This is a genomic window from Fluviirhizobium alvei, from assembly GCF_030551875.1.
GTDB lineage: Bacteria > Pseudomonadota > Alphaproteobacteria > Rhizobiales > Rhizobiaceae > Rhizobium_E > Rhizobium_E alvei.
Genome location: NZ_JAUOZU010000003.1, coordinates 61,541 through 84,068 on the forward strand (window position 1 = coordinate 61,541; position 22,528 = coordinate 84,068).

Below are 22,528 nucleotides of genomic sequence, written 5' to 3' on the forward strand. Positions count from 1 at the left end.
ATAAGCCCGCACTTGGTGGACAAAAAAGCGGAGAGCCGACCACGCTGCAAGTGCTGCGGGATACATGCTTTTGCCGTTTGAGTTGAAAAGGCCGTCGGGCGGAAATTTGGTATGAATATTGTCGTGGTCGAATCGCCTGCAAAGGCCAAAACAATCAACAAGTACCTGGGCCCCGGCTACAAGGTCATGGCCTCTTTCGGCCATGTCCGCGATCTGCCGGCCAAGGATGGCTCTGTCCGCCCCGATGAAGATTTCGCCATGTCCTGGGAAGTCGACTCGGCATCGAGCAAGAGAATCAATGAAATCGCCGATGCGGTGAAGAAATCCGACGGACTGTTTCTCGCAACCGACCCGGATCGCGAGGGAGAGGCCATTTCCTGGCATGTGCTCGACATTCTGAAGAAGAAGAAGGTGATCGGCGACCGTCCGGTCAAGCGCGTCGTCTTCAACGCCATCACCAAGAAGGCCGTGCTCGATGCCATGGCCGAGCCGCGCGATATCGACGAACCGCTGGTCGATGCCTATCTCGCCCGTCGCGCGCTGGATTATCTCGTCGGCTTCAACCTGTCGCCGGTTCTCTGGCGCAAATTGCCAGGTGCCCGCTCGGCAGGCCGCGTGCAGTCGGTTGCGCTGCGGCTGGTCTGCGATCGCGAGACAGAGATCGAGCGCTTCGTTGCCGAAGAATACTGGAACATTTCCGCGCTTCTCAAGACCCCGCGCAACGATACGTTCGAAGCGCGTCTTGTGAGCCTTGAAGGAAAGCGCCTGCCGCCGCGCGGTGTGCAGAACGGCGACCAGGCCACCGACATCAAGTCCCTGCTTGAAGGTGCCGCCTTCCGCGTCGACAGTATCGAAGCCAAGCCGGTCAAGCGCAATCCCGGCCCGCCCTTCACCACCTCGACGCTGCAGCAGGCCGCCTCCTCGCGGCTCGGCTTTTCGGCCTCCCGCACCATGCAGGTCGCCCAGAAGCTCTATGAAGGTTTCGATATCGGCGGCGAAGTCACCGGTCTAATCACCTATATGCGTACCGACGGCGTCCAGATCGCACCCGAAGCGATCGATGCTGCCCGCCGCGCCATCGCCAACCAGTTCGGCGACAAGTACCTGCCGGAGAAGCCGCGCTTCTATTCCACCAAGGCCAAGAATGCCCAGGAAGCGCACGAAGCGATCCGCCCGACCGATTTCAGCCGCACGCCCGAAAGCCTGCGCCGTTATCTCGATGCCGACCAGCTTCGCCTCTATGAGCTGATCTGGAAGCGCGGTATCGCGAGCCAGATGGCAAGCGCCGACATCGAACGCACCACGGCCGAAATCATCGCCGAAAATGGCGGCCGCAAGGCCGGTCTGCGTGCGGTCGGCTCGGTGATCAAGTTCGACGGCTTCATCGCCGCCTATACTGACCAGCGCGAGGAAGACGAGAGCGGCGACGACGAAGATGGTCGTCTGCCCGATATCCGAGCCCAGGAAAGCCTCGGCAAGGAAAAGATCAATGCCAGCCAGCATTTCACCGAGCCGCCGCCGCGCTATTCGGAAGCAACCCTGATCAAGAAGATGGAAGAGCTCGGCATCGGCCGGCCCTCCACCTATGCCGCCACTCTCGCCACGCTGCGCGACCGCGGCTATGTGACCATCGACAAGCGCAAGCTCATTCCCGATGCCAAGGGCCGGATCGTTACCGCCTTCCTCGAGAATTTCTTCACCCGCTATGTCGAATATGACTTCACGGCCTCGCTCGAAGAAAAGCTCGACAGCATTTCCGCCGGCGATCTGAACTGGAAGGACGTGCTGCGCGACTTCTGGAAGGACTTCTTCTCTCAGATCGAGGTCACCAAAGAACTGCGCGTCACCAACGTGCTCGATGCGCTCAATGATGCGCTCGCGCCGCTTCTCTTCCCGCCGCGCGCTGATGGTTCGGACCCGCGCACCTGCCAGGTCTGCGGATCCGGAAAACTGTCGCTGAAACTCGGCCGTTACGGCGCCTTCGTTGGCTGCTCGAACTATCCGGAATGCAATTTCACCCGCCAGCTTTCCAGCGACGGCAACGAGGGCGATGCGACGCTCTCCGGCGAACCCGTGGCACTCGGCAAGGACCCGATGACGGACGAGGAGATCACCCTCCGTTCGGGCCGTTTCGGACCCTACGTCCAGCGCGGCGATGGCAAGGAAGCCAAGCGCGCCAGCCTGCCCAAGGGCTGGACGCCGGATTCGATCGATCACGAAAAGGCATTGGCGCTGCTCAATCTGCCCCGCGATATCGGTGCCCATCCCGAAAGCGGCAAGATGATTTCCGCCGGCATCGGCCGCTATGGCCCCTTCCTGCTGCATGACGGTTCCTACGCCAATCTCGAAAGTGTCGAGGATGTGTTCTCGATCGGCCTCAACCGCGCCGTGACCGTGATTGCCGAAAAGGCCGCGAAGGGTCCCGGGGGTCGCGGTGCGCGATCGGCTCCTGCGGCACTCAAGGATCTCGGCGACCATCCCGATGGCGGCAAGATCACCGTCCGCGACGGACGCTACGGTCCCTATGTGAACTGGGAAAAGATCAATGCGACCCTGCCCAAGGGCAAGGATCCGGCATCGGTGACGATCGAGGAAGCATTGGCGCTGATCGCCGAACGCGCGGCCAAGGCACCCGCTGGCAAGGCGAAACCGGCGCGCAAGAAGGCAGCCGCCAGCGAAGCCGGCGAAGATAAAGCCAAGACTAAGACGACCAAGCCCAAGGCGGCGGCCAAGAAAAGCACGACCACCAAGGCGAAGGCCGAACCCAAGGCGAAAGCCGCAGCCAAGACAAGGAAAGCGTGACGAGATTGTCAAAGACACCCAGGACGACCGGTCAGAACGGCAAGCGGGGCAAACCCGGTGCGAATGAAAGACCCACGATCATTCAGGGTGTGGTTCCGCCGCGCGAAATTCTCCTGGAATTCATCCAGGACAATCCCGATCGCGCCAACAAGCGCGAGATCGCCAAGGCCTTCGGCCTCAAGGGCGATGCACGCATCGAACTGAAGGCTGCCTTGCGCGCGCTCGAGGACGACGGTCTGCTCGAAAAGAGCCGCAAGAGCCTGATGCGACCGGGCGCCCTGCCACCGGTGACGGTTCTCGATATCACCATGCGCGACTCTTCGGGCGAACTGATCGCCCGGCCAGCAGAATGGCCCGACGAGGCCGGCGTCGCCCCTGCCGTGCTCGTGCGCCAGTCGAGCGGCGATCGCGGCAAGTCCCGCACGCCGGCAGCCGGGATCGGCGACAGGATCGTCGCCAAGATCTTCCCCAACAAGGAGCGCGGCGGTCCCGCCTACACGGCGCGCGTCATCAAGCTTCTCGAAAAGCGGCGTGCCGCTGCCATCGGCGTCTATCGCGATCTCGGCGATGGATTGGGGCGCGTCCTCCCGATCGAACGGCGTGGCGACGAGATGGATGTGGCGCCGGAAGACCGGGGTAACGCCAAGGACGGCGATCTGGTCGAGATCGAAACCCAGCGCACGGGCCGTTATGGCCTGCCGCGGGCAAAGATCGTTTCGGTCATCGGTTCGGTCGCCTCCGAAAAGGCGATCTCGATGATCGCCATCTATTCGCACGGCATTCCCCACATCTTCCCGCAGGCGGTGATGAAGGAGGCCGACGAGGCCGGCCCCGCCGACATGAAGAACCGCGAGGACTGGCGCAGGATGCCGCTCGTCACCATCGATCCGGCCGATGCCAAGGATCATGACGATGCCGTCTATGCCGAGCTGGACCCCTCGCCCGACAATCCCGGTGGCCATATCGTCGTCGTCGCGATTGCCGATGTGTCCTACTATGTCCGCTACGGCAAGCCGCTCGATCGCGAGGCGCTCAAGCGCGGCAACTCTGTCTATTTCCCGGATCGCGTTGTGCCGATGCTGCCCGAACGGATCTCCAACGACCTCTGCTCGCTGAAGGAAGGCGTCGATCGCCCGGCCCTTGCCGTGCGCATGGTCTTCTCCAAGGAAGGGCGCAAGGCATCGCACACCTTCCATCGCATCATGATGAAGAGTGCGGCCAAACTTTCCTACCAGCAGGCCCAGGCGGCCATCGACGGCGCCCCCGACGACAAGACCGGGCCGCTGCTCGAACCGGTGCTGAAGCCGCTCTGGGACGCCTATCGCGCGATGAAGATCGGCCGCGACCGCCGCCAGCCACTCGAACTCGACATGCCGGAACGCAAGATCCTGCTGAAGGCTGACGGAACTGTCGACCGGGTCGTCGTTCCAGAACGGCTCGATGCCCACAAGCTGATCGAGGAGATGATGATCCAGGCCAATGTGGCCGCAGCCGAAACGCTGGAAAAGAAGGATCAGTCGCTCATCTACCGCGTCCATGATGCGCCTTCGCTCGCCAAGCAGGAAAGCCTGCGCGATTTCCTGAAAACGCTGGAAATGTCGCTCGCCACGGGTTCTCTCCGCTCCAACCATTTCAACCAGATCCTGCAAAAGGTTTCCGGCCATGCGCATGAGACGATGGTCAATGAAATGGTGCTGCGTTCGCAAAGCCAGGCAATCTACAGTCCCGACAATATCGGCCATTTCGGCCTCAATCTCCTGCGCTACGCCCATTTCACCTCGCCCATCCGTCGCTATGCTGACCTGGTCGTCCACCGGGCGCTGGTGACAGCCCTCGGCCTCGGTGCCGGCGGCATCACGCAGGAGGAGGAAGACCAGCTCGATGATGTCGCGGCCGAGATTTCCACCTTCGAGCGTCGCGCCATGGCCGCCGAACGCGAGACCGTTGACCGGCTGATCGCCCATCATCTCGCCGGGCGCATCGGCGAGGAGTTCGATGGCCGTGTCGCCGGCGTCACCAAATCCGGACTATTTGTCTCACTACCTGCCTATGGCGCCGATGGCTTCGTGCCCGTATCTACGCTGGGGAGCGACTATTTCATCTTCGACGAAGCCCATATGGCTCTGTCGGGCGAGCGTACCGGCCTCGGCTATCGCCTTGGCGATCCTGTCAGGGTCAAGCTGGTGGAAGCCATTCCGCTTGCGGGTGCGTTACGTTTCGAAGTCATCAGTGAAGGTCGCAAAATGCCAGGCGCCATCCGGTCCTTCCACAAGGCCGGTAAAAAGAAGCGCGATATTACAGGTAGGAAACCCGGAACCCGGCCGCCACGCGGCCGCAGGTAGAACAGGAGAGACACGGATGGCAGAGAGCACTGCGACAACCGAACTGTGGACCAATGCGCCGAAGACGAAGCCGCGCGACCGCGATGTCATGACTGCGATCAAGCGCGGCATGCTTGGCTGCTGCCCGGCCTGTGGCAGTGGCAAGATGTTCCGCGCCTTTCTGAAGCCGGTCGACAACTGTGCCGCCTGTGGCGAGGATCTTTCGCATCAGCGTGCCGACGATCTGCCCGCTTACCTGGTGATCGTCATCGTCGGCCATATCGTGGTCGGCGGTTTCATGATGACCGACCTGGTCTGGCCGATGTCGAACTGGGCCCATCTCGCGATCTGGTCGCCGCTGACCCTGATACTCGCGCTCCTCATGATCCAACCGATCAAGGGCGGTGTGATCGGGCTGCAATGGGCGATGCGCATGCATGGATTCGGCGGCGAAGAACCCGAGCCAGAAGACAAGATCGCTTCCACCCCGGCAGTCGATTAAATAAAAAATATCGAAAATGACGTAGGGGAAACATGAAAATCTGTTCCCAACCGTCATTGTCAGGGAACATGGGGGACATATATCCCTCGCGGCAGTTGCCGCAGGGATCTGGGTTATGAAAGTTGCATGTGATGACTGAAGCGACGACGGTTAACGACGACAGGGTTCATTGGCCGTCGCTCATCGCCGCCATATCGGCCATCACGGCGGTGGGCATCGCGATCGGTCTCGGACTGCCGCTTCTGTCGCTCATTCTCGACAAGCGTGGCATTTCCTCAAGCCTCACCGGCATCAACTCGGCCATGGCCGGCATTGCCGCCATGATGGCAGCCCCCGTGACCACCTGGTGCGCCCATCGTTATGGCGTTGCCACGACGATGATCTGGGCCATCGTCATCGCCTCCCTAAGCTCCTTCGGCTTCTATTACATCGTCAACTACTGGGCCTGGTTTCCGCTTCGAATCGTCTTCCATGGTGCCACCACGGCGCTTTTCATCCTGTCGGAATTCTGGATCAACGTTGCAGCTCCTCCCAAAAGGCGGGGCCTGATTCTCGGACTCTATGCCTCGATCCTGTCGGTGGGGTTTGCCACCGGAACCTTGATCTTCTCGCTGGTCGGCAGCGAAGGCGTGTTGCCCTTCATCGTCGGGGCCGGCATCATCCTTTTGGCGGTCATCCCGATCTTCGTCGCCCGCAGGGAAAGTCCGGTCCTGTCGGAAAGCCCGCATCCGAATTTCTTCAAATATATCACCATCGTTCCGACAGCGATTCTGGCCGTTTTCATCTTTGGCGCCGTCGAAGCGGGCGGGCTGACCCTTCTGCCGCTCTATGCAACCCGAATCGGCTTCACCGAAGCCCAGGCCGGCGGTCTTTTGACCGCAATGGCGATCGGCAACTTCGCCTTCCAGATCCCCGTCGGCATGTTGTCGGACCGGCTGCGGGACCGGCGTGCGCTCCTGACCATCATGGGCGCCTTCGGCCTTGTTGGTGCGCTGCTGCTGCCTATGATCGCGCCCTACTGGACGCTGCTCGCCGCCCTCCTCCTGATCTGGGGCGGGGTCGTTGCGGGTCTCTATACCGTGGGTCTCGGTCATATCGGCTCGCGATTCCACGGCACGGAACTCGCCGCCGCCAATGCCGCCTTCATCTTCTTCTATGCTCTTGGCACCGTAGCCGGTCCGGCCGTCATCGGGACCGCCATGGATCTCGGTGGAACTGACGGTTTTGCCTGGGCTTTGACCGGCTTCTTCGGCTGCTTTGTCGTTTTTGCGGTGTGGCGGTTGATTTTCCATCCGACCAAGGCTTGACTTTTAGCCCTGTATGCGTAGTTTCCGCGCAGATTTCGCCGGGATCGACAGAGATTCAACGGCGTCAATTCTTTAAAGGCAGGACGACCATGGCGAAAGCTACTACGATCAAGATCAAGCTCCTTTCGACGGCCGACACCGGCACGTTCTACGTGACGACCAAGAACAGCCGTACGTTCACGGAAAAGATGACCAAGACCAAGTATGACCCGGTCGTGCGCAAGCACGTCGAGTTCAAGGAAACCAAGATCAAGTAATCCTGGTCTCCGGTCTCGGAACGATGAGCGCGTAAGCTTCGGCTTGACGCGCTTTTTCGTTTGTGCGGAGGAAAGCACATCGCTTTGCCCTTTTCTGCTTGATCGGCAGGCCAAGCCTTCGTAAAGCCCAGCCTGAAGCCGCAGCATGCGGCGGCAAAGAGCCATCCAAGGAGCAGAACATGACCATCAAGCGTATCGATGCCGGTCCCCGCATGAGCGGCGCCGTGGTTCACAACAACACGGTCTATCTCGCAGGCCAGGTCGGCGAAGGCGAAAGCATCACCGAACAGTGCAAGTCGGCGCTGGCCGAAGTCGATCGCCTGCTTGCAGCGGCCGGCTCGTCCAAGTCGAAGATCCTGCAGACGCTGATCTATCTGTCTGACATGTCCTACTTCGCTGAAATGAATGCCGTCTGGGAAGCCTGGGTCGATCCGGCCAACACGCCTGCCCGCGCCACCAGCGAAGCCAAGCTCGCGACCCCGGCCTACAAGGTCGAGTTCATCGTCACCGCCGCACTCGATTGAGTCTGCGGCCGGCCCATTGTCTGGGCCGGCATAGATGTGGCATTCGGCCGGTTCAGACCGGCCGGGTGCGAAACGCCTTGATGATCGCCCCCATCACCGCAACGGCGATCTCGGCCGGGCTCTGCGCCCCGATATCAAGCCCGATCGGCGCATCGATCCTGGCGATCTCCTGATCCGAAAATCCCAACGACTGCAGCCGCTCGACGCGCTTGGCATGGGTCTTTCGGCTCCCGAGCGCCCCGACATAGAAGCAGCCCGTCCGGAGCGCTTCCGCGATCGGGAAATCGTCGATCTTCGGATCATGCGTCACAGCAACCAGCGCCGTGAAGGCATCGAGCGGTCGTTCCTTCAACACATCCTCGGGCCAGTCGGCGACGAGATCGATACCGGCGAACCGCTCCTCGGTCGCAAAGGCGGTGCGCGGATCGATGATCCGGACATCGTAGCCCGCAATCTTGGCGATCGGTGCCAGCGCCTGCGAAATATGAACCGCGCCGATCACCACGATGCGCGGCGGCGGCACTTGTACATTGAGAAACAGCTTGAGTTGATCGATTTCCACCAGCCCGGATTTGCCACTGCGGAACGCTTTCTCCACCGCATCCTGAAGCAACGGATCGACCGTATCGCCCTCGGCGATCACATGCCCCTCGCCGCTGCCGAGATCTGTCATCAGAAGGACCGAACGCCGGGCAACCCGTTCCTCGTTCAGACGTTTGAGATCCTCAATCCGCATCATCCAAGCCTTTCGACATAGACCGAAATGCGCCCGCCGCAGGAGAGACCCACCCGCCAGGCCGTTTCGTCGGCGACTCCGAATTCGAGCAACCGCGCCTTGCCGCTGCCGATGACATCGGCCGCTTCGGAAATCACTGCCCCTTCGACACAACCGCCCGAAACCGAGCCCTCGAAATTTCCCTCGGCATCGATCACCAGATGGCTGCCGACCGGACGCGGCGCCGAACCCCAGGTCTCGACCACAGTCGCGATCGCCACCTGCCGCCCTTCACCGAGCCAGCGTTCGGCAATATCCAGAGGTTCCTGAAAGTCACTTTCTGTCCCCATGGGCATCTCCTCAGATCATGAAACGGCGTGGATCGGCATCGCGCGAACGACCGGCCATCAGAGCGCGGGCCAGATCGCCGATCGCTTCGAGATTGTGAACGGCGCGCAATTCGTCGACATGCGGAACCATTGCGCGCACCCCGCGGGCGCGGGCCTCGAACCCGTCGAACCGCAGCAGCGGATTGAGCCAGATCAGCCGCCGGCAGGACCGATGCAGACGGTCCGTCTCGCGACCCAGAAGGTCGGCATCGTCGCGTTCGAGCCCGTCGGTGATCAGGAGCACCACCGCCCCCTGCCCCAGCACACGCCGCGCCCAGAGCCGGTTGAACTCCTTCAGCGTCTCGCCGATGCGGGTGCCGCCCGACCAGTCCTTGACCGTATCCGTACAAAGCGCGATCGCCTCGTCCGGATCCTTGTGACGCATCGCACGGGTGACATTCGAAAGCCGGGTTCCGAACAGGAACGTATGCACCCGCCGGCGGCGTTCGGTCAGCACATGCATGAAATGCAGGAAAATCCGGGTGTACTGGCTCATTGAGCCCGAAATGTCGGCGATGATGACGAGAGGCGGATGCACCATCCGCGGCTTCTTCCATTTCGGCAGCATGAGCTCACCACCGGTCCGCATCGACGCGCGTAGCGTCGCGCGCGGATCGATCCGCCCGGGCCGAAGCGACGGCGTGAAGCGCCGCGTCCTGACCTCGTCCATCGGCAGGATCAGCCGCTCGAGTTCCTGGCGGGCAAGCGACAGTTCGCGCGCCGTCATCTGGGCAAAATCGGTTCGCCGCAGCACTTCGCGCTCCGAGACCGAAAAGCGCGCATCGATCTCCACCTCCTCGATCTCGCGCTCGGGCTGCTGCCGTTCGGCATAGAGCGCCTCAGACACACGCGCAGCAGCAGCCTTCGGCTTGTCCTTCTCGCCGATATCCGGAGTCATGCGCGACAGCATCTGAATGAGCTTGCCTTCGAAATCGCGCGGCCGCCAGAAGATCCGGAAGGCCTCGTCGAAAACGATCTGGTCCTCGCGCCGTTTGACGAAATTGCAGGAAAGCGCGGTATGAAACTCCTCGCGGCTGCCGATGCCGATCGCATTCACCGCCTCGATCGCATCGGCGATGGCGCCGGGTCCGACCCTGAGGCCCGAGCGTCGCAGGATCCGTCCGAAATAGACGATATTGTCGGCAAGCCGCCCGTCGCCTTTGGCCACCGGCGGCATCACGATCCCGTCCTGCTGGCCTGCCACCATCGTCAGCCTGCCGCCGCCAGTTCCGCCTTGACATCGGACAGCGCCTTGCGGCCCTCCGAGCCGGTGATACGGCTGATATCGTCCTGGTATTTTAGAAGCGTCCCGATCGTGTCGGCAATGGTTTCCGGGTCGAGGGCCACCCGGTCGAGTTCGGTCAGTGCCGTGGCCCAGTCGATCGTCTCGGCGATGCCGGGATTCTTGAAAAGGTCGAGCGTCCTCAGTTTCTGGACGTAGGACACGACTTCGCGCGCCAGCCTGTCATTGCAACCGGGAACCTTGCGATGGATGATATCGAGTTCGACGCCGGCGCTTGGATAATCCACCCAATGGTAGAGGCAGCGGCGTTTCAGTGCATCATGCACTTCACGGGTGCGGTTGGTGGTGATGATGACGATCGGCGGCTCGGAGGCACGGATCGTCCCCATTTCCGGGATCGTCACCTGATAGTCCGACAGGATTTCGAGCAGAAAGGCTTCAAATGCCTCATCCGTGCGGTCGAGTTCGTCGATCAGGAAGACGGGGGCTCCGTTGGCGGAGGGCGACAGCGCCTGCAGCACCGGCCTGCGGATCAGATGCCGCTCGGAAAAGAGATCGCCTTCGAGGCGTCCGCGGTCAGTCACACCCTCGGCTTCCGACAGCCGGATGTCGAGCATCTGGGCCGGGTAGTTCCACTCATAGACGGCCGAGGAAATGTCGAGCCCTTCGTAGCATTGCAGCCGGATCAGGTCGCGGCCAAGCGCTTTCGAAAGCACCTTGGCTATCTCGGTCTTGCCGACACCCGCATCGCCTTCGAGAAAAAGTGGCCGCTTGAGCTTCAGCGCCAGAAACAGAACCGTCGCCAGCGAGCGGCCAGCGAGATAGTCATGCGCTTCCAGCATCGCGATCGTTTCCTCGATCGAGGCCGGCAACGCAGAGGTCGGCTTGTCAGTCATGATCTCTCCCTTGGCAGCCAGACAAAGCTGCCCCCGGCGAGATCCTACAGCGTCCGGTAGGAACGGTCCATATAGACGAGTGCCGGATCTGGTCCGCCAAGTCGCAAAGCTGCGACTTCGCCGATCATGATCGTATGGGAAGCGTGCGGGACGAGCTTGACGATGCGGCAGTCATGGGTGGCAATGGCATCAACAAGCGCCGGCGCGCCGGTCACCAGCTGGTCCCAGTTGCCCTTGGCGAACCGCTCGTCCATCGTCAGATTCTCAAGGCCCGAGAAAGCATGGCTCAGCGGCTGGTGCTGGGCAGCCAGCGAATTGAGCGCAAAGATGCCGCTGTCGAAGAAGATCTTATTCTTCTCGTTATTATGGTTGAGGCAGACCAGCACAGTTGGAGGGCTGTCGGAGACAGAGCAGGCTGCGGTTACGGCAACGCCGCGACGAACCCCGTCGAGCATGGTCGTCACCAGTTGCACATGGCCCGCGTAACGCGCCATGGCATCGCGATAGAGTTTGCTGTCGGCCACGGATATATCCGTCATATTTCTCTTCAACATGATTGGCTGTATATAGGACAAGGATTGACAAAGTCGAAACCCGACTCGCATCCTCGCGCTCTTTTTATCGATATCTGTATCCGGCTGGACCGATTTGACCCGAACAAGCTTTCTCAGGGCCCGAGCCCAGATCACAGCCGGCGCCTTCCTCGCCGCCCTTCTCCTTGCCGGCCCGGTTGCCGCTGCCGATCAGCAGATCATTGCCGTCGTCGCGCCGGCTGACGGCAACTTCGCCATTCTCGGCAACCAGATCCGCGACGGCGCCCGGCTCGCCGCCGGCAAAGATGTTGCCCTGGTTGAGATCGCGGAAACTTGCGAACCGGGCTCAGGTCCGGCGATTGCCGAAAAGATCGTCGAAGCCGGAGCCCGCGCTGCCATCGGCTTCCTCTGCACCGAATCGCTCGAAGGCACCCTGCCACGGCTGGCGGAGGCAAAAATCCCCGCCCTCACCCTGTCGGTGCGTTCTCCGGTGCTGATGGCGGAAGCCTTGAAGAACGGCTGGCCACTTTTCCGGCTCGCCCCGCGACCGGAACAGGAAATGGCGCTGATCGAGGACACGATACTCAAGCTCTGGAAAGACAAGCCGTTTGCCCTCATCGATGATGGCTCGATCCTCAGCCGCGAGACGGTCGAAACCCTGCGCGAAAGCCTTGAGGCGAAGGGGATGAAACCAATGTTCATCGACACCTATCGCGCGGCACAGGAAACCCAGATGCCGCTCGTCCGGCGTCTGGCAAAGGCCGGCGTCACCCATGTCTTCGTTGCCGGCGATCGCAATGACATGGCCATCATCACCCGCGATGCGGCCTCTGCCCAACTCGGAATGCACTTCCTCGGCGGCGATGCCGTCAATGGCGCCGATCAGCCGGTTCCGCTCACGTCGGGCACGCTTGCGGTCACGCTACCGGGGGCAGAAACGATCGCATCGGCCCAGCCGCTTGTGCTTGCGCTCGCAAAGGAGGGACGCGTTGCCGAAGGTTATGTCGTTCCCGCTCATGCCGCGATCCGCCTTCTCATCGATGCGATCGAGATTGCCGATGGCAGCGGTGCGCCCCTCGCCGATGCCATGGTCGGCACCCCGTTCGACACGGTCCTCGGCAGCATCATGTTCGGCAAGGATCATGCACTCGCCTCCAACCCTTTCCAGCTTCTGGAATGGGATGGCAAAGCCTTCGTATCGCCAAAGGTCAGCAACTGATTTCGCTTTCGCAGCAGGCGCTTGCCGACGTTACCGGAATCGATTTGGCATCTTCGCCGCATTCCTGAATCATTTTCTCAACAAAGGCGCCCAAGTATGAAGACCGGACCACGCAACCTGATCACCGATGTCGCGGGTCTGAGCGTCGGCAATGCCGAAGATCCGCACCTGAAATCGGGGGTGACCGTCATCCTTTGCGACCGGCCCGCCACCGCTGCCGTCCATGTCATGGGCGGTGCACCGGGTACGCGCGAAACCGACCTGCTCGAACCGCACAACAGCGTGCAGGAAATCGATGCGGTGGTACTGTCAGGCGGCTCCGCTTTTGGCCTCGATGCGGCTTCAGGCGTCCAGGCAGCACTGCGCGAACAGAGGCGCGGCTTTGCCGTCGGTCCCGCACTGGTGCCGATCGTGCCGGCAGCGATCCTTTTCGATCTCTTGAATGGCGGCAACAAGGATTGGGGCCTTTACCCGCCCTATCGCGAACTCGGCTATGCCGCGACACGGGCCGCAGCGGCAACCTTCGCGACCGGCAGCCATGGCGCCGGTACCGGTGCGCTGACCGCCGGTCTCAAGGGTGGCCTCGGTTCCGCCTCGACTGTGCTGGAAAACGGCATCACCATCGGCGCGCTGGCCGCCGTCAATGCGCTCGGCAGCGCCACCTGGCCGGGCACCCACCACTTTCGTGCCGCCGGCTTCGAGATCGGCGATGAATTCGGCGGCCTCGGCTTTCCCGCAAGCGTTCCGGCAGAGGCCGATGCCATCCGCACCAAGCTCGATCTCGGCCAGCCGGCAGACGGCAACACCACGATTGCCGTTATCGCGACCGACGCAATCCTGACCAAGGCGGAAGCAAAGCGGCTGGCGATTGCAGCCCATGACGGCTTTGCGCATGCGCTCTGGCCTTCGCATACGCCAATGGATGGCGATCTCATCTTTGCGCTTGCTACCGGCCGGTCCGGTCGGACCATCAGTGCCGAGGAATTCATCGCGCTTTCCGCTGCCGCCTGTTCGACGATGGCCCGCGCCATCGCCAGAGGCGTCCATGATGCGACTCCCGCGCTCGGCGACCTCTTGCCCTGCTGGCGGACTTGACCTTACACCGGACGTGAGGCTGGCGCAGGCAAGATGTGCCAGACATGTTCAAGATATTGACCGAGGATGTTCCATGCGCCGTCTGCTCTTTGCCCTCGCCCTCCTGCCGGCCCCGGCATTCGCCGATCCGGTCGGCAAGTTCACCGTCCACGGCAGCAATCTCGACGGCAGCAATGCCTATGAAGGAACCGTGTCGGTGAAGCGCACCGGCGCGACCTATTCGGTGACCTGGAATGTGGAAGGAACAAGGTTCACCGGAACCGCCGTCGGTGCAAAGACCGATACATCCGCTTTGGGAGCTGCGTCCGAACATGACAGCGTCCTGTCGGTCATCTATCGGGCCGGCAAGGATGTCGGCACTGCCCTCTTTTTCGAAGTGCGGCCTGGCGAATGGCGCGGCATATGGGCCTATGAGGGAACTTCGGTCGCTGCGTTGGAAAACTGGCAGTCCGAAGAGGACAAGACATCGACAAAGGCGCTCACCCGACCGAAGGGACAGGACCAGATCGCCCCGGCGCCGGGTCCGGATGCTCCGTCACCGTAAAAATGACGGCGGCTTCGACCATCTGCCTTGAGTGACCCTTATCGGGCCCGCAAAAGCGATGTATTGCTAGGGCAGAACATCTGGAGGGGATCAATGGCAATACCATCGACAGAATGGAAAGAGCAGATCTCGGTCAACGAGGCGGAGCGCTTCCAGCGCCAGGGCAAAGCGATCCGTGCCGCTCATGCGCTCAAGAATGCCCGTTACGGCAAGGGGCGGTTCCTGCATCGCAAACCGGTCGTGACAGCCGAGGCACGGCTCGATATCGCGCACGACCTTCCCGAGCATGCGCGCCACGGCGTATTTGCATCGCCTGGTCCGAAGAGAGCCCTCGTCCGGCTGTCGAATGGCGCTTTCGACATTCAGGCCAATACCCGCCCCGATATTCGCGGATTTGCCCTGCGCATTCTTGATGTCGAAGGGGAAGCCGCACTCGGAGGCATCGCCGATCATCAGGATTTTCTCCTGATCAATCACGACAGTTTCGCATCGAAGGACAGCAACGAATTCGTGGAATTCGCCACATTGGCCGCCCACGGACAGGCAAGCGCCATCTGGACCCTGTTTCTCAACCATGGTCTGGCAGCCACCATCAGCCGGCTGAAGACACTCGCGGCAGTGATCGGCAAACCCTTTGCTGGATTTGCAGCCGAGCGCTTCAACACGGTCCTGCCGCACCGTATCGGCCCCTATGCCGCCAAACTGCTTCTAGTTCCGACATCGCCGTCGGCCATGACATCGAAGGATCCGGGCGCTGATATCGAGGCCAAATTGAAGGCCGGACCGATCGAATATCGTCTCTGTCTGCAATTCTATACCGATGAAAGCGCAACACCGCTCGAAGACCACCGCAAGGTCTGGGATGAAGGCATGACGCCCCTCATTGAGGTTGGCCGCCTGACGCTCCTCAAGGCCGGACCCGACCTCGAGAGCCTGAAATTCGATCCCTGGGGTGGGCTCGAAGACCACCGTCCGCTTGGAGAAATCATGCGGGCGCGGAAATCAGCCTATTACATTAGCCAAAAAGCCCGGCTCGGCTGAACGAGCCCAACGATCCCTGGGAGGATAAACCATGCGCAGAAAACGCTCTCTTGCGATGCTCGCCTTCACCCTTTTGCCCGGCTTGGCTCTGGCCGATCCGTCGGGAACCTACAATGTCCGCGGCCTCAACCCCGACGATGGCAAGGAATATACCGGCACGGTCGAAGTTTCCCGCACCGGCGAGACCTATACCGTTGTCTGGGAGATCGCCGGTACCAAATTCGTGGGCACCGGGCTCGGGGCAAAATTCAACGGCGACCGTTTCGAAATGGGGCCTGCGAGCCCAGATGACACCGCCATTTCGGTCGGCTATATCTCCAGCAATTCCTTCGGCATGGCGATGTATTTCCAGCAGGAGGATGGCAGCTGGCAGGGTGTGTGGACCTATGGCGGCTCGAAGAAGGCGGCGCCGGAAAACTGGACCCCCGCCGATTGACGAAAGGAAAGGCATTGGCCGTATTCGAAATCTGGGTGGATGCCGATGCCTGCCCCGTCAAACCGGAAATCCTGAAAGTCGCCGAGCGCCACGGCGTGCGGGTGACATTCGTGGCCAATTCCGGCCTCAGGCCATCGCGCGATCCGATGGTCCGCAACGTCATTGTCTCGAGCGGGTTTGACGCCGCCGACAACCATATCGCCGAAGAAGTGCGCGAAAACGATGTCGTGATCACCGCCGATGTGCCGCTCGCCGGCCGCTGCGTCGCCAAGGGTGCGCATGTCACCGGTCCGACAGGTCGGGTGTTCGACAAGACCAACATCGGCATGGCGACTGCCATGCGCGATCTCGGCGCGCACCTGCGCGAAACCGGCGAGAGCAAGGGCTACAATGCCGCCTTCAGCCCGCGTGATCGCTCGGCCTTTCTCGAAACGCTCGACCGGCTGTGTCGACGGGCAAAATCCGCCTGAAGGCCGTCGGGAACGGTACCAACAACGGATGAGGAACAGGGCTAGGTCATGCAGAACATTCTTCTCGTCGCGCTTGGCGGTGCAATCGGTTCGGTTGCCCGCCATCTGACCGGAACGCTCACGTTGCGCCTGTTCGGTCCCGGCTTTCCCTGGGCGACGCTTGCGGTCAATGTGGTTGGGTCCTTTGCGATCGGCTTTCTTATCGAACTGATCGCGCGCCGTCTGAACGCCTCGATGGAACTCAGGCTCTTCATTGTCACAGGCATCCTGGGCGGTTTCACCACCTTCTCCTCCTTCTCGCTCGATATCGCGAGCCTCTATGAACGTGGCGATCTCATGCTTGCCTTCGCTTATCTGGCCGCCACCATCATCATCGGGCTTGGTGCCGTCTTCGCAGGGCTGGCATTGGGCCGCGCTTTGCTCTAAAGCCTGCGCAAAAGGAAAGAGAACGATGGCAGGCGTAGATCACAAGCAGGTAGAGACCGAAGAGGCGGGCATGCGGCTCGACCGCTGGTTCAAGGTTCATTATCCGGGCCTCGGCTTCGGCGCCCTGCAGAAACTGCTGCGCTCGGGCCAGATCCGCGTCGATGGCGGCCGCGCCAAATCCGATACCCGCGTCCAGCCCGGCCAGATGGTGCGCATTCCCCCGCTCGGCGTCGACGAGAAAGCCTCGAAGAAGCCCCTGTCCGGCAAGGAACTGTCCCATTCCTCCGATCACGAACTCTTGTCGCGCATGGTGCTTTACGAAGACAAGAAGGTCATCGTGCTCAACAAGCCGCATGGCCTGCCGGTTCAGGGCGGCTCCGGCGTCGTGCGCAACATCGACAAGATGCTGGAAGCCTGGACGAGCCCGAAGGGCGAGAAGCCGCGGCTTTGCCATCGTCTCGACCGCGACACGACCGGCGTATTGGTCATTGCCCGCACCCGCGGCGCCGCCCAGGCCCTGACCGGCGCTTTCCGCGAACGCGACACCAAGAAAACCTACTGGGCACTCGTCAAGGGCGTACCGCGTCCGGCCGAAGGCAAGATCTCGACCTGGCTCGTCAAGGAACAGACCCCGGACGGCGACCGCATGCGTGTGGCCAAACATGGCGAAGATGGTGCCGATCACGCCGTCTCCTATTTCCGCGTCATCGAACAGGCCGCCCAGCGCCTCGCCTGGCTGGAAATGGAGCCCTATACCGGCCGCACCCACCAGCTGCGCGTCCATGCCGCCCATATCGGCCATCCGATCATCGGCGATCCGAAATATTTCGAGGCCGAACAGGGCTGGGATTTCCCCGGCGGCATGCAGAACAAGCTGCACCTGCACGCCCGCCACATCGATGTGCCGCATCCGGATGGTGGCCGGCTCAGGGTCACGGCTCCCCTTCCTCCGCATATGGTGCAGACATGGAACCTGCTCGGATTTGAGGAAGGAAGCGGCGGAGATTTCGAGGAATGATGATGACCTTTCTGGACTTGATCCTGCCGCCCTTGCTTTGCGTCTTCCTGGTCTATCTCCTGGTCGTACTCTACCGAATGTTTCGCAGCCCCTCGCGCGACATGATGACAATCGGCAGGGAAAACACGGATGTCATTCGAGAGAACAACGAACTTCTCCGAGAGCTGATCGCGATAAACAAGGCTCTGCTCGAAAAGCAGGATGGACCAAAATCGTGAAACTCGTCCTCTTCGATTGCGATGGCACTCTAGTCGATTCGGGCGGCCTCATTCACGAGGTCATGGCACGGACCTTCGTCCATTTCGGCTATGAGCGGCCCGCCTATGCCTCGACCAAATCGATCATCGGCCTGACGCTCGACACCGCGATTGCCCGCATGCTCTGCCGCGAGACAATTAGCGATGAAATCAACGCCATGGTGCTGCATTACAAGGAAATCTATGGTCCGGTGCGCGCCGAGCCCGGTTTCCAGGAACCGCTCTTTGCCGGCATTGGCGAGATGATGGCAACGCTTTCTAGCCGCGAGGATCTGCTGATCGGCGCCGTTACCGGCAAGTCGCGCAAGGGGCTGAAGCTGATCTCGGAAACCCACGGCTTCGAAAAGACCTTCTTCGTGTCGCGCACGGCCGATGATTGCCCGTCGAAGCCGCATCCGGCCATGGTGCTCGAATGCTGCGCCGATGCCGGCATCGATCCGGCCGACACGCTGGTGATCGGCGATGCGATCTATGACATGATGATGGCGAAATCGGCCGGTGCCCGCTCGCTCGGTGTATCCTGGGGCTATGGCGCGCCGCAGGATCTTCTGGCCGCCGGAGCCTTTGCGGTGGTCGACCGGGCCGAGGAAATCCTCGCCCATATCGATTGACGGCAAGAGACCGCAAGAAACGGCATAAACACATTCGGGGTGTAACGCCCCATCGGACGTTCGGAGTGCATCATGCGCGATATTTTCAGCGACCTTTCAGCCCCGACCCTGTCGGACCCGGATCCCACCCGCCGGGCCCAGATCCAGATGAAGCAACCGCTGCCGAAGCGCTTCTACAAGGATGTCTCGATATCCGAGATCGACGGCGAGTTCGCCGTGCTTCTCGACGGTCGCCCGGTCAAGACGCCCGGTAAGAACAAGCTGTCGTTGCCGACAGTCCGCGCTGCTGAACTGGTCGCAGCCGAGTGGCAGGCGCAGGAAACCGAGATCAACCCCGGCAAGATGCCGCTGACACGACTCGCCAACACTGCCATTGACGGCATCGCCAACGAAGTGGACGCCGTCTTCGACGACATGCTGAAATTCGCCGGCACCGATCTCCTCTGCTACCGCGCCGACGATCCCGAAAACCTGGTGAACCGCCAGAACGAGGTCTGGGACCCGGTCGTCCGCTGGGCTGCCGAGACGCTGGGCGCCCGCTTCATCCTCGTCGCCGGCATCATGCATCACGAACAGCCGGTGCAGGCGCTTTCCGCCACCGAGGCCGCCCTGGCCGAGCACAAGGAAGCGTTCCGGCTTGCCTGCCTGCACACGATGACGACGCTGATGGGTTCCGCCATCCTCGCCACGGCCTATGCCCATGGTCGTCTGACGGCAGAAGAGGCCTGGAAGGCAGCCCATGTCGATGAGGATTACCAGATCGATCTCTGGGGGACCGATGCCGAGGCAGAAGCGCGCCGCGCAGCCCGCTGGACGGAATTTTCCGCCGCCGCCCGTCTCTTTGAGGCGATTACGGGGCGCTGTTAATCCCGCCTTAACATTTGCAGTCTTGTCTGGGCCGAATTCGGTTTTTCGGCAAAGTCAGGGATCATGGCGCGCAAGACACTTGCCAACGACTGGGACAGCGTGCGGCTCGGTGATTACGAGCTCGTCAACAATGTCTGGAACAAGGGCGATCTCGTTCAGGGCACCGACTATACCCAGTCCGTCCTCTACGATCCGAACGATCTCTCCGCCAACATAACGTTCAAATGGGACTGGGGCAGCGACAAGGGTCATGTGCTCGCCTATCCGGAAGTGATTGTCGGTTACAAACCCTGGGGCAAGTCGGGCACAGACACGTTCAATTCAAGGATCTCCGATATCCGCAGCTTCGACGTCAGCCACGATTTCACCATTTCGGGCCAGACGAAGCTCTTCAATGTCGCCTATGATCTCTGGCTCACTGACAAGCCCCTGGGCGGCGAAAACGCCATCACCACCGAGCTGATGGTCTGGGCCCACAAGGGCGGCCTCGGCCAGTTCGGCGATGATGCCTATGTCGGCCGGTTCAGCGATGGCGGCATCAACTACAAGATCTACACCTACGACGATTTCGGCGATTCCAGCGGCGGCAGCGCGCACACATGGCGCTATATCGCCTTCGTCGCCGACAAGGATGCGCCCGACGCCACATTCGATATGCGCGACATTCTCACAGAAGCCATCCGTCGTGGCCTCGTTTCGGAAAAGGACTATGTGACCGGCTACGAAATCGGTGCCGAAATCAATGGCGGCAAGGGCCGGCTCGATATCCATTCCCTGACACACAGGTTCGAGACCTATGATGCGGGTTCAGGCGCTGATCGCCTCGTCGGCACCGCCAATCGCGATCGTCTTTATGGACTGGCGGGAAACGACACATTGCTCGGACGGGCGGGCAACGACCTTCTGTCGGGTGGCAAGGGCGGCGATACGCTGACGGGTGGCGCCGGTGCCGACACGTTCCTCTTCCGCGAGAGCGGTGCGGACGCCGACAGGATCACCGACTTCCAGTCAGGCACTGACAGTATTTCACTTTCAAAGCGTGTATTTGCTGCATTTTCTGATGGCAAAGTCGATGCGGCGGAATTCCGCACCGGCAGCGCGTTTCTTGAAGAAACCCATCTGCTCTACAACCGGGAAAGCGGCAAATTGTTCTATGATGCCGATGGATCTGCAGGCGCCCATTCTGCCGAACTGATCGCGGTTTTCGAAAACAACGCCAAACTTTCTGCTTCCGCCTTCGACATTCTTTAGCGAAATCTTGCCGCGACCGGCTCCGCTTAACGGTTCGCTAACCATAATTGGTAATCTTTGTTGAGGGATTACTAATTGGGGATTCGCGAATGCTACGCCTTGTCACGCGCGTTGTGCTTTTCTGCATGCTCGCCCTGTCGCTTGCGGCCTGTGCAGCAAAACCGAAGCGCATGGTCGCGCTGGAAGTCTACGACATTCGCGACGTTACCGTGACTGCCAATGGCGGCGTCAGCCACAAGCTTCTCACCGGTATCAAGTCCCAGATGGATCAGGCGATCGCAGCAACGGTCCGTCCGGTTCCCCTGCCGCGCGTCGTCATGACGGTCCGCATCGTCGGAACCACACTCGCCCAGGGCATCGATGGCGTCCGTGGCCAGTCGGAAGTCAGCGTCATGCTGTCGGAAGTCACATCCGGCCATCCGGTTGAGGTCCGCAACTTCCAGATCTTCGGTTTTGCCAACAATCTGCGTTCGGCAGACATCGCCCTTGCTGATGCGATCGCCTCGCGTCTGCGCATGGAATACAAGCTGGCGATCGCGCCGATCCGGACCCTGGCAACAGAGCCCGCGCCTGTCCTCTCGACCCGCATGCGGTCCGACAAGATCGATATCGAACCGGAAGCCAAGCCTGTCGTCGTTCCGCTCAAGACGGCTCCGGTGATCGGTGCCGACAAGGACCCGATGCTGAATTCGCGCACCAAGGTCGAGCCCGCAAAAGAACCGGCTGCCATAGCGCCGGTCGAGAAGAAGGCCGAACAGCCGAAGGCAAGCGAGGAAAATGCGCTCGAAAGCGGTGCCAAGGCCAAAGTGGTGATCATGCCGAAGCCTGCCACTGAATCCACACCGGAAAAGAAGCCTGCAGATGTTGCACCTGCAGCGGACGAACCCTGCGTCGAAACACTTGAGAAGAAATGCTGACAAGCTTCTGATAATGTTGCAAAAGCCCGGGGAGACCCGGGCTTTTTTGTCTTATCCAAGGCGCTCGGCATGCCAGCGCAGATGATCGTCCATGAAGCTGGAAATGAAATAGTAGGAATGGTCGTAGCGCGGATGGTTGCGGAGCGTCAGCTCGATGCCGGTGCCCTTGACGGCCTCTTCGAACAGCCAGGGGCGTAGGCCATTTTGGAGGAACCCGTCGGCAAGACCCTGATCGATCAGGAATTCCGGGAACCGCGCACCATCCTTTACGAGCGCAACTGCATCATAGGACCGCCAGGCGGACTTGTCCGATCCCAGATATTTTTCGAACGCGCCCATCGACCAGTCGGCCGTCGACGGTTCCACGATCGGCGCGAAAGCCGAGCAGCTCTTGAAACGGTCCGGATGCTTGAGCGCGATCGTCATGGCACCATGACCGCCCATCGAATGGCCGAAGATGCCCTGGCGTGACATGTCGGCGCGGAACTTGCTCGCGATCAGCGCCGGCAACTCTTCCGTCACGTAGCTGTACATCTGGTAGTTTTCGGCCCAGGGCGCCTCGGTCGCATCGAGATAGAAGCCAGCGCCCTTGCCCATCTGCCAGTTGGTCGCCTCGTCCGGCACATCGTCGCCACGCGGGCTGGTGTCGGGGCAGACCACGATCAGGCCGAGTTCGGCGGCAAGCCGCCGGTATTCGCCCTTCTCCATCACGTTCGCATGGGTGCAGGTCAGGCCCGACAAATACCAGAGCACCGGACGCGGTTCGCGGGTTGCCTGCGGCGGCACGAAAACAGCGAAGGTCATCGTGGTTTTGGTCACGTCGGACTCATGCGAAAAGACACCCTGCATGCCGCCGTGCGACGTGACTTCGGAAATGATGTTCAAGA

25 protein-coding genes are annotated in these 22,528 nt (G+C 61.2%); 19 read left to right on the plus strand and 6 right to left on the minus strand.

Annotated elements, in window-relative coordinates; translation table 11 throughout:
- Window positions 1-111 precede the first annotated feature (111 nt).
- From topA to Q4481_RS03895, 6 genes are all read left to right on the plus strand, one after another.
- The gene (gene topA / locus Q4481_RS03870; protein ID WP_304374970.1) at window positions 112-2,802 is read left to right on the plus strand and encodes a type I DNA topoisomerase; all 2,691 of its coding nucleotides are present in this window, start codon (window positions 112-114) and stop codon (window positions 2,800-2,802) included.
- Complete coding sequence (gene rnr, locus Q4481_RS03875; protein WP_377353260.1) at window positions 2,799-5,144, plus strand: ribonuclease R; 2,346 nt, start codon at window positions 2,799-2,801, stop codon at window positions 5,142-5,144. The genes topA and rnr overlap by 4 nt, the downstream gene beginning before the upstream one ends.
- A gap of 16 nt (window positions 5,145-5,160) precedes the next feature.
- Window positions 5,161-5,625 carry a DUF983 domain-containing protein gene (locus Q4481_RS03880; protein WP_304374971.1) on the plus strand — a complete coding sequence of 155 codons (465 nt, stop codon included), beginning with the start codon at window positions 5,161-5,163 and terminating at the stop codon, window positions 5,623-5,625.
- A gap of 131 nt (window positions 5,626-5,756) precedes the next feature.
- A complete protein-coding gene (locus Q4481_RS03885) occupies window positions 5,757-6,932 on the plus strand; it encodes an MFS transporter (RefSeq protein ID WP_304374972.1) in 1,176 nt (391 codons plus the stop codon).
- 89 nt (window positions 6,933-7,021) lie between these two features.
- Entirely contained in the window at window positions 7,022-7,189 is a 168-nt protein-coding gene (gene rpmG, locus Q4481_RS03890) for a 50S ribosomal protein L33 (protein ID WP_304374973.1), read from the plus strand.
- 179 nt (window positions 7,190-7,368) lie between these two features.
- Window positions 7,369-7,713 (plus strand): RidA family protein, encoded by a 345-nt coding sequence (locus tag Q4481_RS03895; protein WP_304374974.1) that lies wholly within the window; start codon window positions 7,369-7,371, stop codon window positions 7,711-7,713.
- A 52-nt stretch (window positions 7,714-7,765) separates the two neighbouring features.
- Here the strand turns inward: Q4481_RS03895 and Q4481_RS03900 are convergent, their stop codons facing one another.
- Genes Q4481_RS03900 through Q4481_RS03920 form a run of 5 tightly spaced genes read right to left on the minus strand, consistent with a single transcriptional unit; the run spans window position 7,766 to window position 11,495 of the window.
- On the minus strand, window positions 7,766-8,449 hold the full coding sequence (locus Q4481_RS03900; protein ID WP_304375091.1) for an XdhC family protein: 684 nt from the start codon (window positions 8,447-8,449) through the stop codon (window positions 7,766-7,768).
- Window positions 8,449-8,778: an XdhC family protein gene (locus tag Q4481_RS03905; RefSeq protein ID WP_304374975.1), complete on the minus strand. Its 330-nt coding sequence runs from the start codon at window positions 8,776-8,778 to the stop codon at window positions 8,449-8,451. Before Q4481_RS03905 ends, Q4481_RS03900 begins: the two co-directional genes overlap by 1 nt.
- Before the next feature lie 10 nt (window positions 8,779-8,788).
- A complete protein-coding gene (locus tag Q4481_RS03910; RefSeq protein WP_304374976.1) occupies window positions 8,789-10,024 on the minus strand; it encodes a vWA domain-containing protein in 1,236 nt (411 codons plus the stop codon).
- Between the two features lie 2 nt (window positions 10,025-10,026).
- Window positions 10,027-10,956 (minus strand): AAA family ATPase, encoded by a 930-nt coding sequence (locus Q4481_RS03915; RefSeq protein ID WP_304374977.1) that lies wholly within the window; start codon window positions 10,954-10,956, stop codon window positions 10,027-10,029.
- Window positions 10,957-11,000: 44 nt separating this feature from the next.
- Window positions 11,001-11,495, minus strand: a complete 495-nt coding sequence (locus Q4481_RS03920; protein WP_304374978.1) for a flavin reductase — start codon at window positions 11,493-11,495, stop codon at window positions 11,001-11,003.
- Between the two features lie 109 nt (window positions 11,496-11,604).
- Here Q4481_RS03920 and Q4481_RS03925 point away from each other — a divergent pair, with 109 nt between their 5' ends.
- From Q4481_RS03925 to Q4481_RS03985, 13 genes are all read left to right on the plus strand, one after another.
- Entirely contained in the window at window positions 11,605-12,708 is a 1,104-nt protein-coding gene (locus Q4481_RS03925; protein WP_304374979.1) for a branched-chain amino acid ABC transporter substrate-binding protein, read from the plus strand.
- A 96-nt stretch (window positions 12,709-12,804) separates the two neighbouring features.
- On the plus strand, window positions 12,805-13,803 hold the full coding sequence (locus tag Q4481_RS03930; protein ID WP_304374981.1) for a P1 family peptidase: 999 nt from the start codon (window positions 12,805-12,807) through the stop codon (window positions 13,801-13,803).
- 73 nt (window positions 13,804-13,876) lie between these two features.
- The gene (locus tag Q4481_RS03935) at window positions 13,877-14,347 is read left to right on the plus strand and encodes a hypothetical protein (RefSeq protein ID WP_304374982.1); all 471 of its coding nucleotides are present in this window, start codon (window positions 13,877-13,879) and stop codon (window positions 14,345-14,347) included.
- Between the two features lie 93 nt (window positions 14,348-14,440).
- Window positions 14,441-15,388, plus strand: coding sequence for a catalase family protein (locus Q4481_RS03940; RefSeq protein ID WP_304374983.1), 948 nt, complete (start codon window positions 14,441-14,443; stop codon window positions 15,386-15,388).
- A gap of 31 nt (window positions 15,389-15,419) precedes the next feature.
- Window positions 15,420-15,824 (plus strand): hypothetical protein, encoded by a 405-nt coding sequence (locus Q4481_RS03945; protein ID WP_304374984.1) that lies wholly within the window; start codon window positions 15,420-15,422, stop codon window positions 15,822-15,824.
- A gap of 14 nt (window positions 15,825-15,838) precedes the next feature.
- Entirely contained in the window at window positions 15,839-16,294 is a 456-nt protein-coding gene (locus Q4481_RS03950) for a YaiI/YqxD family protein (protein WP_304374985.1), read from the plus strand.
- 48 nt (window positions 16,295-16,342) lie between these two features.
- A complete protein-coding gene (crcB, locus tag Q4481_RS03955) occupies window positions 16,343-16,720 on the plus strand; it encodes a fluoride efflux transporter CrcB (protein WP_304374987.1) in 378 nt (125 codons plus the stop codon).
- A gap of 25 nt (window positions 16,721-16,745) precedes the next feature.
- Window positions 16,746-17,738 carry an RluA family pseudouridine synthase gene (locus Q4481_RS03960; RefSeq protein ID WP_304374988.1) on the plus strand — a complete coding sequence of 331 codons (993 nt, stop codon included), beginning with the start codon at window positions 16,746-16,748 and terminating at the stop codon, window positions 17,736-17,738.
- A 2-nt stretch (window positions 17,739-17,740) separates the two neighbouring features.
- Window positions 17,741-17,956: a hypothetical protein gene (locus tag Q4481_RS03965; RefSeq protein WP_304374989.1), complete on the plus strand. Its 216-nt coding sequence runs from the start codon at window positions 17,741-17,743 to the stop codon at window positions 17,954-17,956.
- Window positions 17,953-18,606, plus strand: coding sequence for an HAD-IA family hydrolase (locus Q4481_RS03970; protein WP_304374990.1), 654 nt, complete (start codon window positions 17,953-17,955; stop codon window positions 18,604-18,606). The genes Q4481_RS03965 and Q4481_RS03970 overlap by 4 nt, the downstream gene beginning before the upstream one ends.
- A 72-nt stretch (window positions 18,607-18,678) precedes the next feature.
- The gene (locus Q4481_RS03975) at window positions 18,679-19,473 is read left to right on the plus strand and encodes an ATP12 family chaperone protein (RefSeq protein WP_304374991.1); all 795 of its coding nucleotides are present in this window, start codon (window positions 18,679-18,681) and stop codon (window positions 19,471-19,473) included.
- Window positions 19,474-19,536: 63 nt separating this feature from the next.
- Entirely contained in the window at window positions 19,537-20,724 is a 1,188-nt protein-coding gene (locus Q4481_RS03980; protein ID WP_304374992.1) for a GH12 family glycosyl hydrolase domain-containing protein, read from the plus strand.
- 89 nt (window positions 20,725-20,813) lie between these two features.
- Complete coding sequence (locus Q4481_RS03985; RefSeq protein ID WP_304374993.1) at window positions 20,814-21,641, plus strand: hypothetical protein; 828 nt, start codon at window positions 20,814-20,816, stop codon at window positions 21,639-21,641.
- Between the two features lie 51 nt (window positions 21,642-21,692).
- Here the strand turns inward: Q4481_RS03985 and fghA are convergent, their stop codons facing one another.
- Complete coding sequence (gene fghA, locus Q4481_RS03990; protein WP_304374994.1) at window positions 21,693-22,526, minus strand: S-formylglutathione hydrolase; 834 nt, start codon at window positions 22,524-22,526, stop codon at window positions 21,693-21,695.
- Window positions 22,527-22,528: the final 2 nt, after the last annotated feature.